The sequence below is a fragment of the Leifsonia sp. RAF41 genome, from assembly GCF_052114085.1.
Taxonomy (GTDB): Bacteria; Actinomycetota; Actinomycetes; order Actinomycetales; family Microbacteriaceae; genus Leifsonia.
The window spans coordinates 3,022,601-3,038,441 of the sequence record NZ_JBFREB010000001.1 but is presented as its reverse complement, the minus strand read 5'-3'; the positions used below and the strand labels follow the sequence as shown (position 1 = coordinate 3,038,441).

Sequence of the window (15,841 nt, the reverse complement as noted above, 5' to 3'; positions counted from 1 at the left end):
TAGACGGCTAGGCGACCGTGGGGCCGAAGTGCTCGGGGAGGGTGGAGCGGTGCACGCCGTGGAGCTCCTCGAGGCCGATGGTGAAGAGGTCCTGCACCTCGAGAACGGGCTGGGCGCCGACCTCGGCGTCCGTCACGCCGATGCGGAGGGCGGGGATACCGCGTCCGTCGCACAGGCCGCGGAACTTCACATCGTCTTCGCGGGGGACGCTGACGATGACGCGGGCGGTCGACTCCGAGAACAGGGCCGTCGCCGCATCCACCCCGTCGCGCTCCTCGATCTCGGTCAGCCAGACGCGGGCGCCGACGCCGAAGCGCATCACGCTCTCGGCGAGGGCCTGCGCGAGGCCGCCGTCCGCCAAGTCGTGAGCGGAGGAGACGAGCCCCTCGAGCGACGCCGCGTGCAGCGCCTCGGCCAGCGACCGCTCGGCCGCGAGGTCCACCACCGGCGGGTGCCCGCCGAGGTGACCGTGGATGGTGCCCGCCCAGGCCGAGCCGTCGAGCTCTTCGCGGGTGGTGCCGAGCAGGTAGATGTTCTCGCCCTCGTCCTGCCAGCCGGCCGGGATGCGGCGGGCGACGTCGTCGATCACGCCGAGCACGCCGACGACCGGCGTCGGGAAGATGGGGGTGTCTCCGGTCTGGTTGTAGAAGGAGACATTGCCGCCGGTGACTGGGATCTCCAGCTCCAGGCAGGCGTCGGAGAGGCCCTCGACGGCCTGCGAGAACTGCCACATGACCTCGGGGTTCTCTGGGCTGCCGAAGTTGAGGCAGTCGGTGACCGCTACCGGGACCGCCCCGGAGGCGGCGACGTTCCGGTACGCCTCCGCGAGGGCGAGCCGGGCGCCCTGCTTCGGGTCGAGCTGGCAGTAGCGGCCGTTGGCGTCGGTCGCGATCGCGAAGCCCAGGCCGGACTCCTCATCGACGCGGATCATGCCCGCGTCGTCGGGGAAGGAGAGCGCCGTATTGCCACCGACGAAGTAGTCGTACTGGTCGGTGATCCAGCCCTTGTCCGCCAGGTTGGCGCTGCCGAGCAGGGCGAGCGTCTGCTCGCGCAGCTCGTCGCCGGTGGTCGGGCGCGCGAGCACCGAGGCCGAGTCGTCCTGCAGGGCGTCGATCCAGGTCGGGTAGGCGACGGGGCGCTCGTACACCGGGCCGTCGACCGCGACCGTGCGCGGGTCGACGTTGACGATCTCCTCGCCCTTCCAGTTGATGACGAGGCGTCCGGTCTCGGTGACTTCGCCGAGCACGCTGGTCTCGACATCCCACTTGGCGGTGACGGCGAGGAACGCGTCGAGCAGTTCCGGCTTGACGACGGCCATCATGCGCTCCTGGCTCTCCGACATGAGGATCTCCTCGGCGGTGAGGCTCGGGTCGCGCAGCAGCACCTTGTCGAGTTCGACGAACATCCCGCCGTCGCCGTTGGAGGCGAGCTCGCTGGTCGCGCACGAGATGCCCGCGGCGCCGAGGTCCTGGATGCCCTCGACGAGCTTGTCGCGGAACAGCTCCAGGCAGCACTCGATGAGCACCTTCTCGGCGAACGGGTCGCCCACCTGAACGGCCGGACGCTTGGTCGGGCCGCCCGCGGAGAACGTGTCGGACGCGAGGATGCTGGCCCCGCCGATCCCGTCGCCGCCGGTGCGCGCACCGAACAGCACGACCTTGTTGCCGGCGCCGGACGCGTTCGCCAGGTGCAGGTCTTCGTGACGGAGGACGCCGACGGACAGCGCGTTCACCAGCGGGTTGCCTTGGTAGATCGGGTCGAAGTACGTCTCGCCGCCGATGTTCGGCAGGCCGAGGCAGTTGCCGTAGAAGGAGATGCCGGACACAACGCCGTGCACGACGCGGGCGGTGTCCGGGTTGTCGATCGCGCCGAAGCGCAACTGGTCCATGACGGCGACCGGGCGCGCGCCCATGGAGATGATGTCGCGGACGATGCCGCCGACGCCGGTCGCGGCGCCCTGGAACGGCTCGATGTACGAGGGGTGGTTGTGCGATTCCACCTTGAAGGTGACGGCCCAGCCCTCGCCGACGTCCACCACGCCCGCGTTCTCGCCGATCCCGACCATGAGGTTCTTCTTCATCGCCGGACTGACCTTCTGCCCGAACTGGCGCAGGTACATCTTCGACGACTTGTAGGAGCAGTGCTCCGACCACATCACCGAGTACATGGCCAGCTCACCGCTGGTAGGGCGTCGGCCGAGAATCTCGCGGATCCGCGCGTACTCATCCGGCTTGAGGCCGAGCGCTGCGTACGGCTGCTCCCGCTCCGGAGTCTCGGCGGCGTTCGCGACAGTGTCGACGACGTGGGTGGTGGCGGTGTCGGTCACGCAGGCACTCCTGGCTGGGCGGGGCAGGGGGATGGGGTCCAGTCTACCGGGAGCGGCGGCACGCGACGCCGGGCGGCGCTAAGGTGACGGCGACGGGTCAGGCTGGGCAGCGCTCGGAAGGCATCGTCTTCACCCCACCCTGACCGATCGGTTGGACCGCTTCGTTGCCGATCTGGATATCGGCGACCGTGCCGTTGATCACGCAGAACACGATCCAGCCGCCCTGACCGTCGGTGAGGCCGTAATACGTGACGACGTCGCTGTATGAACCAGTCTTCACGATCGCCGGGTACGCGGCCATGAGCTCATCGATGGTCGAACTGATACCGATGCCTTCCGCCGTCTTCGGGCCGGTGGCGCGGTCCTCGGAGCCGTTTCGGAATTTGCCGTACTCGATCGCCGCAGTTCGCCCCGAGCCGTCGGCTGCACCGACCAGGGTGAAGGACAGGCCGGCGGGCGACCGAAGACGGGCCATTTCGTTGACGCAGATCGAGTCGGTGATGTCGGTGAGCGCCGGGACCGCTTGGTGTTGAGCCGGGAACGGCGTCCCGAGCTCGAGGGGGCCGACGCTCTCGAATCCGATCACCCAGGTCGACGGATCGGACGGGTCCTGCACCGGCGCCGCAACGGTTGGCGTCGGAGTCGGCGTGGCCGTTGGCGTCGGTGTCAATGTCGCGGTCGGCGTGGGCGTCGGTGTCGCGGTTGCGGTGACGACTGGCGCCGGCTCCAGGAGGCCGTTGCTGAGGGCGTAGGCGACCGTGCCGCCGGAGATGCTCACGGCGAGCAGCACGAGAGTGACGATCAGCGCGGTGCGCTTACGTCCGCCGGCTCGTCCGGGGTTCGCGGCGGCGTTTGTCACCACGAGGTCGCGGATCGCCGCCTTGCGGCGCGGGTCGAAGGTGGGCTCGTCGTTCATCGCTCTCCTCCGTTCATCTGAGTCGGCTCCTGAAGGAGCTCGGTGAGGCGGGCTTTCGCGCGCGACAGTCGCGACTTCACGGTGCCCGGTGCGATGCCGAGCGCCGCTGCTGCGTCGGCCGTGCTCAGCTCCTCGAGCACGCAGAGGGTCAGGATGTCCTGGTCACGTCGCGGGAGTGTGGCCAGCGCCGAGCGCAGAGCGGCCCGGCGGGAGTCGCGGTCGATCCGGTCGTCCACGGCGCCCGCATGGTCCGGCGAATGCTCGGGCGGCGGCAACTGCTGGAGGCCCTCGCGGTAGCGGCGGGAGGCCCGGGCGTAGTTGCGGAACACGAAGTTCGTCATGACCAGCAACCAGCCGATGACGGAGCCGTTGACCTCGCGCATCGCATCGCGGCGGCGCCACGCCTCCAGGAAGACGACCGCCGTCACGTCCTCGGCGTCGTGGATGGACGACGTCAGCCGGATCGCTTGGCGGAAGACACGGTCGTGGTGCAGATCGAACAGCGCCCCGAACGCATCCGCATCACCGGCGTTCACTCGTTCGAGCACGCTCGCCTCGTCCAGTTGGATACCCCTCACATCTATGAAGTGTCCGCGACGCGGCGCCGGGTTCCCGATTCGCCATCGCTTCCTCGCTTAATCCGCCGACGCGCCGCCGCGAGCCGGATTAATCGAGGAAGCGACGGCGGGGCGGAGGGAGGGGCGTCAGGCCTCGACGAGGGCCGAGCGGATGACGGAGGTGAAGAACGTGAGGCCGTCGGTGCCGGAGCGCATGGCATCGCGGGTGTCGGGGCCGAAGCCGGCCTCGACTGCGTGCTCGGGGTGCGGCATGAGGCCGACCACGTTGCCCCGTTCGTTGCGCACGCCGGCGATGTCGTTGAGCGATCCGTTCGGGTTGACGCCTGCGTAGCGGAAGACGACCATCCCCTCGCCCTCGAGCCGGTTCAGCTCCTCGGCCGAGGCGATGAAGCCGCCCTCGCCGTTCTTGAGCGGGATGACGATCTCCTGCCCCTGCTCGAAGCCGCTGGTCCACGGTGTGCCCGTGTTCTCGACCGTGAGGTGCTGGTCGCGGCGGATGAAGTTGCCGTGGTCGTTGCGGATCAGGCCGCCGGACACGAGGTGCGCCTCGGCGAGCATCTGGAAGCCGTTGCAGATGCCGAGCACGGGCATCCCGCGGGTCGCCGCATCCACGACCTCGGTCATGATGGGCGACAGGGAGGCGATCGCGCCGCAGCGCAGGTAGTCGCCGTAGCTGAAGCCGCCGGGCAGTACGAGGGCGTCGACGCCCTGGAGGTCGTGCTCACCGTGCCAGAGCGCGACCGGCTCGGCGCCGGCGAGGCGCACGGCGCGCAGGGCGTCGCGGTCGTCGAGGGAGCCGGGGAAGGTGATGACGCCGATGCGCATCAGGCGTCGACCTCGGCGGGGTAGTGGACGCCCACCACGTCTTCGATCACCGAGTTGGAGAGGATCTCGTCAGCGATCTCCTGGACCGTCGCGCGCACCTCGTCGTCGATCGGCCCGTCGACGGTGAGCTCGAAGCGCTTACCGACCCGGACACCGCTGACGCGGCCGCGGCCCGTCCGGGCGAGGGCTCCGGCGACCGCCTTGCCCTGCGGGTCGAGCAGCTCGGCCTTGGGCATCACTTCAACAACGATGGTCGGCACGGGGATACTCCGCTCACTCGGGCGACAAGGGTGGGGGTTCGCTGTCGATTCTACCGTGACTGTCCGACAGTGCGGGCCGGAGCGGCGACGGCGGCCGCGTGGGCGATCGCGCGCCCCTCCAGGTCGTCGCGCAGGCGTCCGAACAGGCCGGCGGACGCGGCGCCGGGCCAGTCCGGGGGGAGCGCCGCACCGGGAAGGCCGGGGTCGCGGTACGGGATGACACGCCACTCGTCGAGCGCGCGCATCCACACGGCGAAGGCCCGCCGGTCGTCGGGCGGCTCCGGGGCCTCTCCGAAGCGTGTGAGGAACGAATCGTGGATGCGGCGGATCGACTCCAGGTCATACCAGCGCGCGAGGCCCGCGGCCAGGTCGCCGCGAGGGGTTGCGTCGGCGAACAGCACGACGGCGGCCTCCCCGGCGATGTCGTGAACGGTAGCCGCCAGCTCGTCCTCCAGGGCGGCCGGGGCGATCCACAGGCCGTCGGCGACGGTTCCGCAGCCGAGCGCTGACAGCCGTCGGCGCAGGCGGTCGCGGCTGCTGCGGCGGCGCTCGGGGAAGGAGAAGGACAGCAGGCACCACGCGGACGCCTCGACGCGCTCGCCGAAGATGCGCGCATCGCCGCGCTCCAGCATCGGCACTGCCGCCGGCTCCAGGGCGTAGCCGGCCGCGCCATCCCTCGGCTCCCGCCGCAGCACGCCGCGCGAACAGAGGCGGGCAAGACTGGAGCGAGCGGTGGCGGCCGGGATGCCGAGGTCGTCCATCAGGCGAACAGCGCCTGCCGCGCTCATCCACCCGCCGATCGGGCGCAGGATGCTGCCGACGACGGTCCGGAGCAGCGCCGTGGCGCTGCCGCTGGTCGCCTCCAGGTCGTCGGCCACGGCGACATCGATGCCGCCGGCGACGTCTGCGCCGGCGACGTCAGTCATGCGTGAGTTCGCCGAGCGCATCCCGCACCGCGGCCATCCCGGCGCACACTTCCTCGAAGCTGGTGCTGAGCGGCGACAGGCCGACACGCAGGCCGTCCGGGTCGCGGTAGTCGGGGATGACGTCCCGCTGCCAGAGCAGCGCCGTCACGTCCCGCATGGCCGGATGGTTGAGGGTGACATGGCCGCCTCGCCGTTCGGCCTCGCGCGGGCTGGCCAGCGTGACGCCGAGGGGGGTCAGCCACTCCTCCGCCAGAGCGATCGCGAACTCGGTGAGCGCAACGGACTTGGCGCGCACCGCGTCGATGCCGGCCTCCTCGATCATCGCGATCGTGTCGCGCATGGCGAGCATCCCGACGATCGGCGGCGTTCCGCTGAGGAAGCGGCGCACGCCGTCCGCCGGCTGGTACTCCGGCCCCATCGTGAAGACGTCGCGGACGCCCATCCACCCCTGGATGGGCTGGGTCAGGTGGGGGATGAGGCGCGCGTTCACGTACCCGAACGCGGGCGACCCCGGGCCGCCGTTGAGGTACTTGTAGGTGCAGCCGACGGCGAGGTCGACGCCGGCTGCGTCCAGCCCCACCGGAACGGAGCCCGCGGAGTGGCAGAGGTCCCAGAGCACGAGCGCGCCGGCATCGTGGACGATTCGCGTGATCGCCGGCAGGTCGGCGAGGAAGCCCGAGCGGTAGGCAACGTGGCTGAGCACGACCAGGGCCGTCCGCGGGCCGACCGCTGCCGCGACCTGCTCGGGCGTGACGCCGGCCTCGGTGTCCGCCTCGATCCAGACCAGCCGCAGCCCGCGCTCGCGGGCGATGCCGTCGAGCAGGTAGCGGTCGGTCGGGAAGTTGTCGGTGTCCAACACGATCTCGCTGCGCTCCGGGAGGCTGTCCACCGCCGCGCGCGCGAGTTTGTAGAGGAGCACGGTCGTCGAGTCGCCGATGAACGTCTGGCCGGGTGCGGCGCCGAGGGCTGCGCGGCCGAGGTCGTCGCCGATGGTGAACGGCAGGTCCATCCACTCCTCGTCCCACCCGCGGATGAGCCGGTCGCCCCAGCCGTCCAGCAGGAAGCGGTGGATGCGCTCCACGCTCGCGCGCGTCGGGCGGCCGAGCGAGTTGCCGTCGAAGTAGGCGACGACCTGCGAGCTCCCGTCGTCGAGGCCGGCGAAGCGGGCTCGGAAGGCGGCGAGGGGGTCGGACGCGTCCTGTGCCCGGGCCGCGCTCAGGGGGTCGGGCGCAAGCGAGAGGGGAAGGGCGGTGTCGAAGTCGGTCATGCGTCGTCCTCAGAGGTCGCGGGGAAGGAGGTGGGGGTGCGGGCGGTTCCGGAGGGTGTGGCGTGGCCGGAGCCGTCGGCATCGGCGCGGGCCGCATCGGACGTGGTCAGCTGCGCGACGGTGAGACCGCGGGCGGTGGCGAGCCAGCCGGGGAGCGCGTGCGGGAGGGCGTCGCGCTCGGGGGGAGCGGTCGGGATCCAGGCGACGCGCGGGCCGATCGTCGGCGGGCGGCCGTCGGGCCGGCGGAGGCCCGCGATCGACCGGAGCACGGCATCGGGATCCACGCCCGCTCGGAGCATCCCGCGCAGCTCGCGCTCGTTGACACCGACCGCGAGCGGGCCGTTGCCCAGGTCGGTGCCGTATAGCACACGACCACCCGCCCGGGCGAACCGGCCGAGGTTGTCGGAGGCGATGGCGTGCTGCTCGGTCGGCTCGCCCCAGCCGTGGATGTCGAGCGTGCTGACCCAGCTCATCCCCCGACGGGCGGCCTCCTCGATCAACGCGTCGTCGAGGCGCTCGGTGAAGGGGGCGTGCGCGAGCTGATCGGCCCCGGCGGCGACGGCGCGAGCTGTCTGGCCCTCACCCTCGACGTGAACCGTGACCGGCACGCCCTGAGCGTGGGATTCGGCCACAATTCCGTGGAGGACCCGGTTCTCCACAGTTTCACCGGCCGCGGTGTTGAGGGTGACCTTGATGCGGGAGGCTCCGAGCATGACATTCGCCCGCACCACCAGCCGTGCCTCCCGTTCGCCGCCGACCTCTGACGAGGAGCCCGGCGGCCCCCACCCGGCGTTCACCGGGTAGCCGCCCACGCAGGTGATCAGGGAGCCGACGATGGCGACCGACGGTCGCGTCAGGTCGTCGGTGAGCCAGCCGGCGGCGACGGCGGGGATCCAGCCGAGGTCGATCGCGTGCGTGATACCGCCGGCGAAGACGGCGTGCTGGTCAGTCAGGCCGAGGTGCGTGTGATGGTCGGTGAGGCGCGGGAAGAGCGTGCCGTCCAGGCGGTGGTGACGTCCGCGTGCGTGCGCGGGCACGTCCTCCACGGGGTGCAGGCGTTCCCCGTCGCTGCGCAACGTGGTCTCGCCGAGGAGGCGGTGGCCGCTCCAGACCGCATCGACGGTGAGATACGTGTCGATGTCCGGTTCGGGATGCGCTTCGCTCACGCGGGCGCTCCGATCTCCGTACGTACGGCGTACAGCTCGGGGAAGAACGTGAGGTCGAGTGCTTTCTGAAGGAACGCAGACCCGCTCGATCCGCCGGTCCCAGTCTTCATGCCGATCGTGCGCTGCACGGTCTTCAGGTGACGGAACCGCCAGAGCTGGAAGTTGTCCTCCAGGTCGACGAACTCCTCGCAGGCCTCGTACTCGCGCCAGTGGTCGTTGGCGTGCTCGTAGATGTCGCGGAACACCGGGACGAGTTCCGGCGTGAAGACGTGCGCGTGCGTCACGTCTCGCTCCAGCACGGAAGTCGGGATGTCGAAGCCGGCACGCGCGAGGTAGCGCAAGAACTCGTCGTAGATGCTCGGTGCGTCGAGCAGCCCCGACAGCAGGGTGTGTGCGGCCGGGTCGCTCTCGAACACGCTGAGCATCCGCGGGTTCTTGTTACCGAGCACGAACTCCACTGCGCGGTACTGGTACGACTGGAAGCCCGACGAGTTGCCGAGGAAGCCGCGGAATTCCGCGTACTCGGTCGGCGTGAGCGTCGCCAGCACGGACCACTGCTCGGTCAGGGTGCGCTGAATGTGTTTCACCCGGGCGATGCGCTTGAGCGCCGGGGAGAGGTCGTCGGCCCGCAGCAGGTCGCGCGCGGACTCCAGCTCATGGAGCACGAGCTTCAGCCAGAGCTCGGTGGTCTGGTGCTGAATGATGAACAGCAGTTCGTCGTGATGGGCCGGTCGACTCACCGGACGCTGCGCGCTGAGGAGTGTCTCGAGCTCCAGATAGGAGCCGTACGACATCCGCTCCCGGAAGTCGGTGACGATTTCGGGATCGAACTCGCGGGTGTTGTCGCCATCGGCCATGCTGCAAGTCTGCGCCGATCGTGAGGAAAGTGCAACAGTGCTCGATGATTCCCGCCGTCCTCGCTCCGTTCACCGGCGCGTTACCGGCAGTTGCGCACGTCGTCGCACCCGGCTCCTAACCTGACGGCACGCTGACGCTGGGGTGGCGGAAGACAGCAGCGATGCCTCCCGACCCCACGTCGACGACCGCGACGAAAGGCTCCACCATGACCCCCGACGGACGCATCACCAGCGAGTTCGACGACGTGACCGCGAACCCGGACCCCGAGCGCTGGGATGAGGACGACTGGGACGAGCTCGCCGACGAACGCGACGACGACCTCGCCGACCTGGAACTCGTCGTGCTCGACCTCACGGGGACGACCGTGATCGACGACGGTCTCGTCGAGCGCGCGTTCACCCGGGCCGCGGCAGCCGCCGGCATCGGCAACACACCCGATGAGCGGGCGACCGCCTTCACTTTCGTCCGCGAGACCATGGGTCAGCCGACGCTCGGCGTCTTCCGCGCTCTGACCGGTGACGAGGACCAGGCGCAGCACGCCAACGCCGTGTTCGACTCGACCTACGCCGACCTCGTGGAGGCGCAGGGTCTCCGTGCCGTCGCCGGTGCGGAGGAACTCATCCGCCGGCTTCGCGCCACAGGGGTGAAGGTCGCGCTGACGTCCGCCTTCTCTGCGCGCACCCAGGGCGCGGTGCTCGACGCTCTCGGCTGGAACGATCTCGCGGACGTGACGCTCACAGCCGGGGAAGCCGGCCGCGCCCGGCCGTTCCCCGATCTGCCGCTGACGGCCCTGCTGCGCACCGGCGCATCCAGCGTCGAGGGGATGGTCGTCGTCGGCGACAGCGCGGGCGACATCGCGTCGGGGATCGCGGCCGGCGCGGGCCTGGTCGTCGGGGTGCTGACCGGTGTCCACGACGAGCAGACCCTCCTGGACGCCGGTGCCGACGCCGTGCTTCCGAGCATCGCCGACCTGCCGGAGCTGCTCGGCTACGAGGAGCCCGGCCTCGACCAGCCCTCCTTCGAGTCCCCGGCGGATGCCGTGGAGGGGCCCGGCGCCCGGTGACGATCAAGGCGGTCACCCCGCGCGTCGTCGAGCCGCCGGCGCGCCTGGGGATGGGGGTGAGCGTGTATCCGTCGGCCACCGCCATGGTGTGGCCGGGCGACGGGCGCGCGCATGAGGCGGTCGCCGTGCCGGGGGTGCGGCTGGCGCCGGGAGACGTCCTCGCCGAGGTGGAGCTTGCGACGGTCTGCGGCTCCGACATCCACACGGTGCTCGGCCAGCAGCAGGCCCAAGCGCCGCTCGTGCTGGGTCACGAACAGGTCGGCCGGGTCGTCGCCCTGGGCCGGGGTGGTGCGAAGACGACCGACGGGCACCGCGTCGCGCTCGGGGAGCGCATCGTCTGGTCCGTGGCGGTCCCGTGCGGACGGTGCGTCCGCTGCCGCCGGGGGCTGCCGCAGAAGTGCGTGAACCTGCAGAAGTACGGCCACGAGAGGATGCGCCGCGGCTGGGAGCTGTCCGGCGGGTTCGCCACGCACACCCACATCCTGGATGGGACGCCGATCGTGCGGGTTCCCGACGACGTCCCTGCCGAAGTGCTCGCCCCGGCGTCGTGTTCGACCGCGAGCGTGGCGGCGGCCCTCGAGGCGGCATCGGTGATCGTCCCCCTCGATGGGGCGCTGGTCCTGATCGCCGGAGCGGGGATGCTCGGCCTCACCGCCACGGCGATGGCGACCGACGCCGGGTCTCGCGTCGTGGTGAGCGACCCGCTACCGGACCGACGGGAAGCGGCCCTGGCATTCGGCGCTGCAGCGGTCGCCGACCCGACGTCGCTCCCCGCGGTGCTCGCCAAGGCGGGCGGGCGCGCGGGCGCGCCGACCATCGCGCTGGAACTGTCCGGCGATCCGGCGGCGGTGCGGGCGCTGCTCGGCGCGGTGGATGTGGGGGGCGTACTCGTGCTCGTCGGCTCGGTCGCGACCGGGCCGGAGCTCGGCGTCGCTCCCGAGCAGCTGGTGCGCAACCTCCTCACCATCCGCGGCGTGCACAACTACGCGCCGCGACACCTGGAGCAGGCGGTGCGGTTCCTCGCCGACGCGTGGCAGCGCTACCCCTTCGCCGCGCAGGTCGGAGCGACGTTCCCGCTCGCCGAGGTGGACCGGGCACTCGCCACGCGCTCCCACCCGCGGGTCGCCGTGCGGCCGTAGCCTGGGGTGGTGCTGGACCGCTTCTTCGAGATGATCCGCGAGGTGCCCGCGCCGGACGACGCCGAACTGCTGTTCGGCCACGACGACGCCGGGCGGATGCGCGAGCGCAATCTGCGGCGCTACCTGGAGCGACCGCACGCGCCGATCCTGCTGCTCGGGGAGGCCCCCGGCTGGCGGGGGATGACCGTGACCGGCGTGCCTTTCACCTCGGTGCGAGAGGTGGAGGCGGGAGTGCTGCCTGGTCTGGAACTCCCCGCCGCGCCGCAGGCGCCGTGGGAGGCGTCCAGCCGGGTCTACTGGGAGACGATGGGCCGCTGGCGCGGACCGCTCCCGCTGTCGTGGCCGGTCTACCCGCACCACCCGTTCGTGGCGGGGCTCCCGCAGACGAACCGCACCCCGCGGTCCTCGGAGGTGCGCGCCGGCGGCCCGGTCGCCGACGAGCTGATCCGGGCGCTCGGCATCGAGACGGTGGTCGCGGTCGGGCGCAAAGCGCAGGGGGCGCTCGCCGAGGCCGGCATCGAGGCGCCCGCTGTGCGACATCCTGCCCAGGGTGGCGCGCGGATGTTCACCGAGCAGCTGCTCGCGCTCAACCGGGCGATGCTGGACGGCTGATGGTCAGTCCAGCCGGGTCGCCTGCCGGTGCTCGGCCGTCTTCTCGAGGTAGACGGCCGCGTTCCGCGCGATGCCGTCCAGCTCTTCGTCGGTGAGCTCGCGCCGCACCTTCGCGGGTACCCCGGCGACCAGCGACCGCGGCGGGACGACGGCGCCCTGCGTCACGACCGCGCCTGCCGCGATCAGCGAGCCGGAGCCGACGCGCGCTCCGTTCATCACCGTCGCGCTCATCCCGACCAGCACGTCGTCCTCGATCGTGCAGCCGTGGAGTACCGCGTTGTGGCCGACCGAGACGCGTGCGCCGACCGTGAGCGGGAACCCCGGGTCGACGTGCGCGGCGACGTTGTCCTGCAGGTTCGAGTCCGGCCCGATGACGATGGGCGCGTTATCCGCGCGCACGACCGCGCCATACCAGACGCTCGCGCCCGGTTGCAGGGTGACGTCACCGACGACGGTCGCTCCGGGGGCGACCCAGGCGTCGTCGGCGACCTGCGGGGACCGGTCACCCGGCAGTGAGTACAGCATCATCGCTCCTTGTTCATCTGACGTTCACGCTACTTGACCCGGATTGATCCGTGCCGTATATTCCTTCTGGAATAATCAACACGGAACAACTATGGCTGAATCACGCACCCTCACTCCTCTCGCCGTCGCAGCGCTCGCGCTGCTCGCCGAGGGTCCCTCGCATCCCTACGAGATGTACCAGACCCTGGTGCAGCGCTCGGAGGACCGGCTGGTGAAGGTGCGCCCTGGCTCGCTCTACCACACCGTCGACCGCCTGGCGCGGCACGGTCTGGTGCGTGCGACGGGCACCGAGCGCGAAGGCAACCGGCCTGAGCGCACCACGTACGCGATCACCGAGGACGGCACTCTCGCCCTGGGTGAGCGCATCGCCGACATCATCGGCACCCCTGTCAACGAGTTCCCCGAGTTCCCCCTCGGCCTCGGCGAATCCCACAACCTGCCCGCGGAGACGGTGATCGCGCTGCTCCGGAAGCGCGTCGGGCTCATTCGGGCAGATGTCGCCGTGTACGACAAGGCGATCCGGACCGTACGGGCGAAGTCCCTGCCCGCCAAGTACTGGGTGGACGTGCGCTACCAGCGCGCGATGGCGGAGGCCGACGCGGCCACGCTCGAAGCCCTCATCCACGACCTCGAATCGGGAGCCCTCTCCTGGGACGAGGAAAAACATTGAGCGACCCAGCTCTCAACAGGAAGAACGTGACAATGGAACGCGAATTGAAGCCGTGGCCCGCCCTCTGGGCGCTGGTCATCGGATTCTTCATGATCCTGATCGACACGACCATCGTGTCGGTCGCCAATCCCTCGATCATGAAGGGCCTCGACCTCGGGACGGACTACAACGCCGTCATCTGGGTGACGAGCGCCTACCTGCTCGCCTACGCCGTGCCGCTGCTGATCACCGGCCGGCTCGGTGACCGCTTCGGCCCGAAGAACCTCTACCTCATCGGTCTGGTGATCTTCACCCTCGCCTCGGCCTGGTGCGGATTCTCCGGCAGCATCGGCTGGCTGATCGCCGCCCGTGTGGTCCAGGGCCTCGGCGCCGCATTGATGACGCCGCAGACGATGGCCGTCATCACCCGCATCTTCCCGCCGGAGCGCCGCGGCGCGGCCATGGGTCTGTGGGGCGCGGTCGCTGGTGTGGCGACGCTCGTCGGCCCGATCCTCGGCGGCGTGCTCGTCGACACCCTCGGCTGGGAGTGGATCTTCTTCATCAACGTGCCCGTGGGTATCGTGGCGTTCATCCTCGCGGTACGCCTCGTCCCGAAGCTGCCGACGCACAGCCACAGCTTCGACATCCTGGGTGTGATCCTGTCGGCGGTCGGCATGTTCTTGCTGGTGTTCGGTATCCAGGAGGGCGGCACCTACGACTGGGGCGTCATCTGGGGTCCCATCTCGGTGTGGGGCCTGATCATCTCCGGAATCGTCGTCCTCGCGGGCTTCGTCGTCTGGCAGGCGATGAACAAGAAGGAGCCGCTGCTCCCCCTGCCGCTGTTCCGCGACCGCAACTTCTCGCTGTCCAACGGCGCGATCACCACCGTCGGGTTCGCCGTCACCTGCATGGCGCTGCCGCTGGTGTTCTACTTCCAGACCGTGCGCGGCCTCACGCCGACCGAATCCGCTCTGATGCTGGCACCGATGGCGATCGCCACCGGTGCGCTGGCCCCGATCGTCGGGCGCCTGATCGACCGCGTCAACCCGCGGAACATCGCTGTCGCCGGCCTGCTGCTGTTCGCGCTCTCCCTCGGCCTCTACTCGGTGATGCTGTCGCCGGATATCAACATCTGGTTGCTGCTCATCCCGAGTTTCACCCTCGGCATAGCGATGTCGGGAGTCTGGGGCCCGATCTCGACTACGGCCACGCGCAACCTGCCGATGAATCAGGCGGGCGCGGGCTCCGGTGTGTTCAACACGACCCGCCAGATCGGCGCCGTGCTGGGAAGCGCATCCATCGCCGCCCTCATCGAGAGCCGCCTCACCGCCGACCTGCCGAAGGCCGCCGGGGGAGCAGCGAGCGCCAGCGGTGCCGCCTCGGGCACCGAGCTGCCGCAGTTCCTGCACGCCGGGTTCACCCAGGCCATGTCCGAGGCGCTGCTGCTGCCCGCCGCGGTCGCTTTCCTCGGCGCCCTGATCGTCGTCTGGTGGGAGCGCCCGAAGCCGCCGGCGTGGGCGCGTAATGCCGGAGGGGCGGCGGCCGGTGCTCCTGCAGGTGCCACCGCCGGTGCCTCGTCCGGTTCGCCCGCCGAGGTGCCCGCCACCCACGGCGCCCACGCGGCACCGGTGCAGGTGGATGCGACCCCTCACGGATCGCACGCAGCCGACGTCGCTCCGGCGACGAATGCCGCTCCCGGCGAGGAGCCGCCGCACGGCGTCCACGCCGCCCCGGTCACCGACTAACGCGCGGGATCTCGACAAAAAGGGAGGAGGTCGCAGCCACCGTGGCTGCGACCTCCTCCCTTTTCCGCATTTCGAGCCGGCTCAGGCCGGGACCTCCTCCGCTTCCGTCACGACTCGAACGGCATTCGCCCACGGGTCGTCGAAGGTGACTGCGCGTCCGTCGTCGCGCGCGGCCACGCCGTAGTGCCGCATCCGCTCGCTCAGCGCGCCCAGATCGTCGGCCGACGGCACCCGGATCTCGACCTGGCCGAGCCCCAGCGCGAGCTGTCGCCGCCCGGCGCCACGGCTGTTCCACGTATTCATGGCCATGTGGTGGTGGTAACCGCCCGCGCTGACGAACAGCGCGCTGCCGCCGAGCGCCGCCGTCGTCTCGAAACCGAGTCGATCGACGTAGAAGGCGCGCGCAGACGCGACGTCGCCGACCGACAAGTGCACGTGGCCCACGGATGCGTCCCCGAACGGCGAGACCCCGTCGGCTTCGCCGAGGGCGGCCCCGCGCTCGGTGAGGTGCTCGGTGAGGAACCCGTTCGGGTCGAGCGCCAGCGTCGCCATCTCGACCTGCCCGTGCGTCCAGCTCCACAGGCTCCTGTCCCGATCCCAGTACAGCTCGACGCCGTTGCCTTCCGGGTCGGTGAAGTAGAACGCGGTGCTGACGAGGTGGTCGGCGCTGCCGGTGAAGGTTCCGGGAGCGCGTCGTGCGACGGAGTACACCGCCGCGGCCAGCGCCTCTTGCGTGTCGAAGACGATCGCGGTGTGGAACAGCCCGGCCTCGCCCGGGGACGCGTGCCGCAGCTCGGGCGCGTGCTCCAGGATCACCGCGGGCGTCGTACCGCGGCCGAGGATGACGCGACCGCCGTCCGCGGCCAGGACACTGAGCGTGACGGCGTCGCGGTAGTAGGCGGTCATCGCGTCGAGGTCGGCGACGCGGAGCGTGACCGCACCCATGGCGGAGTCGGCGGGCAGCAGTTCGGGCATACAGAGGGAAA

General features: G+C 70.6%; 16 protein-coding genes. 5 read left to right on the top strand and 11 right to left on the bottom strand.

Features of this window, described 5'->3' with window-relative positions:
* Positions 1–7 precede the first annotated feature (7 nt).
* The 9 genes from purL to kynA form a co-directional block, all read right to left on the bottom strand.
* Positions 8–2,326 (bottom strand): phosphoribosylformylglycinamidine synthase subunit PurL, encoded by a 2,319-nt coding sequence (gene purL, locus AB4Y74_RS14755; protein ID WP_441799813.1) that lies wholly within the window; start codon positions 2,324–2,326, stop codon positions 8–10.
* Positions 2,327–2,423: 97 nt separating this feature from the next.
* Entirely contained in the window at positions 2,424–3,242 is an 819-nt protein-coding gene (locus AB4Y74_RS14750) for a hypothetical protein (RefSeq protein WP_441799812.1), read from the bottom strand.
* Positions 3,239–3,820: an RNA polymerase sigma factor gene (locus tag AB4Y74_RS14745; RefSeq protein WP_441799811.1), complete on the bottom strand. Its 582-nt coding sequence runs from the start codon at positions 3,818–3,820 to the stop codon at positions 3,239–3,241. The genes AB4Y74_RS14750 and AB4Y74_RS14745 overlap by 4 nt, the downstream gene beginning before the upstream one ends.
* Positions 3,821–3,946: 126 nt before the next feature.
* Positions 3,947–4,645 carry a phosphoribosylformylglycinamidine synthase subunit PurQ gene (gene purQ, locus AB4Y74_RS14740; protein WP_441799810.1) on the bottom strand — a complete coding sequence of 233 codons (699 nt, stop codon included), beginning with the start codon at positions 4,643–4,645 and terminating at the stop codon, positions 3,947–3,949.
* Positions 4,645–4,905 (bottom strand): phosphoribosylformylglycinamidine synthase subunit PurS, encoded by a 261-nt coding sequence (gene purS, locus AB4Y74_RS14735; protein WP_441799809.1) that lies wholly within the window; start codon positions 4,903–4,905, stop codon positions 4,645–4,647. Before purS ends, purQ begins: the two co-directional genes overlap by 1 nt.
* Before the next feature lie 50 nt (positions 4,906–4,955).
* Complete coding sequence (locus AB4Y74_RS14730) at positions 4,956–5,831, bottom strand: PaaX family transcriptional regulator (protein ID WP_441799808.1); 876 nt, start codon at positions 5,829–5,831, stop codon at positions 4,956–4,958.
* Entirely contained in the window at positions 5,824–7,098 is a 1,275-nt protein-coding gene (locus AB4Y74_RS14725; protein WP_441799807.1) for a kynureninase, read from the bottom strand. The genes AB4Y74_RS14730 and AB4Y74_RS14725 overlap by 8 nt, the downstream gene beginning before the upstream one ends.
* Positions 7,095–8,264 (bottom strand): amidohydrolase family protein, encoded by a 1,170-nt coding sequence (locus AB4Y74_RS14720; protein WP_441799806.1) that lies wholly within the window; start codon positions 8,262–8,264, stop codon positions 7,095–7,097. Before AB4Y74_RS14720 ends, AB4Y74_RS14725 begins: the two co-directional genes overlap by 4 nt.
* Positions 8,261–9,121 carry a tryptophan 2,3-dioxygenase gene (gene kynA, locus AB4Y74_RS14715; protein ID WP_441799805.1) on the bottom strand — a complete coding sequence of 287 codons (861 nt, stop codon included), beginning with the start codon at positions 9,119–9,121 and terminating at the stop codon, positions 8,261–8,263. The genes AB4Y74_RS14720 and kynA overlap by 4 nt, the downstream gene beginning before the upstream one ends.
* Positions 9,122–9,327: 206 nt before the next feature.
* On the opposite strand from kynA, the gene AB4Y74_RS14710 reads away from it, so the two are divergent.
* The 3 genes from AB4Y74_RS14710 to AB4Y74_RS14700 are packed head-to-tail and all read left to right on the top strand — an operon-like array spanning position 9,328 to position 11,936.
* Positions 9,328–10,185: an HAD family hydrolase gene (locus AB4Y74_RS14710; protein WP_441799804.1), complete on the top strand. Its 858-nt coding sequence runs from the start codon at positions 9,328–9,330 to the stop codon at positions 10,183–10,185.
* A complete protein-coding gene (locus AB4Y74_RS14705; RefSeq protein WP_441799803.1) occupies positions 10,182–11,324 on the top strand; it encodes an alcohol dehydrogenase catalytic domain-containing protein in 1,143 nt (380 codons plus the stop codon). The genes AB4Y74_RS14710 and AB4Y74_RS14705 overlap by 4 nt, the downstream gene beginning before the upstream one ends.
* A gap of 9 nt (positions 11,325–11,333) precedes the next feature.
* A complete protein-coding gene (locus tag AB4Y74_RS14700; protein WP_441799802.1) occupies positions 11,334–11,936 on the top strand; it encodes a uracil-DNA glycosylase family protein in 603 nt (200 codons plus the stop codon).
* A 3-nt stretch (positions 11,937–11,939) separates the two neighbouring features.
* On the opposite strand, the gene AB4Y74_RS14695 is transcribed toward AB4Y74_RS14700, so the two are convergent.
* A complete protein-coding gene (locus AB4Y74_RS14695; RefSeq protein WP_441800460.1) occupies positions 11,940–12,461 on the bottom strand; it encodes a gamma carbonic anhydrase family protein in 522 nt (173 codons plus the stop codon).
* 91 nt (positions 12,462–12,552) lie between these two features.
* On the opposite strand from AB4Y74_RS14695, the gene AB4Y74_RS14690 reads away from it, so the two are divergent.
* Both AB4Y74_RS14690 and AB4Y74_RS14685 read left to right on the top strand, forming a co-directional pair.
* Positions 12,553–13,131 (top strand): PadR family transcriptional regulator, encoded by a 579-nt coding sequence (locus AB4Y74_RS14690; RefSeq protein WP_441799801.1) that lies wholly within the window; start codon positions 12,553–12,555, stop codon positions 13,129–13,131.
* 32 nt (positions 13,132–13,163) lie between these two features.
* Positions 13,164–14,855: a DHA2 family efflux MFS transporter permease subunit gene (locus AB4Y74_RS14685; protein ID WP_441799800.1), complete on the top strand. Its 1,692-nt coding sequence runs from the start codon at positions 13,164–13,166 to the stop codon at positions 14,853–14,855.
* Between the two features lie 81 nt (positions 14,856–14,936).
* Here AB4Y74_RS14685 and AB4Y74_RS14680 read toward each other — a convergent pair whose 3' ends face one another.
* A complete protein-coding gene (locus tag AB4Y74_RS14680) occupies positions 14,937–15,830 on the bottom strand; it encodes a VOC family protein (RefSeq protein ID WP_441799799.1) in 894 nt (297 codons plus the stop codon).
* Positions 15,831–15,841: the final 11 nt, after the last annotated feature.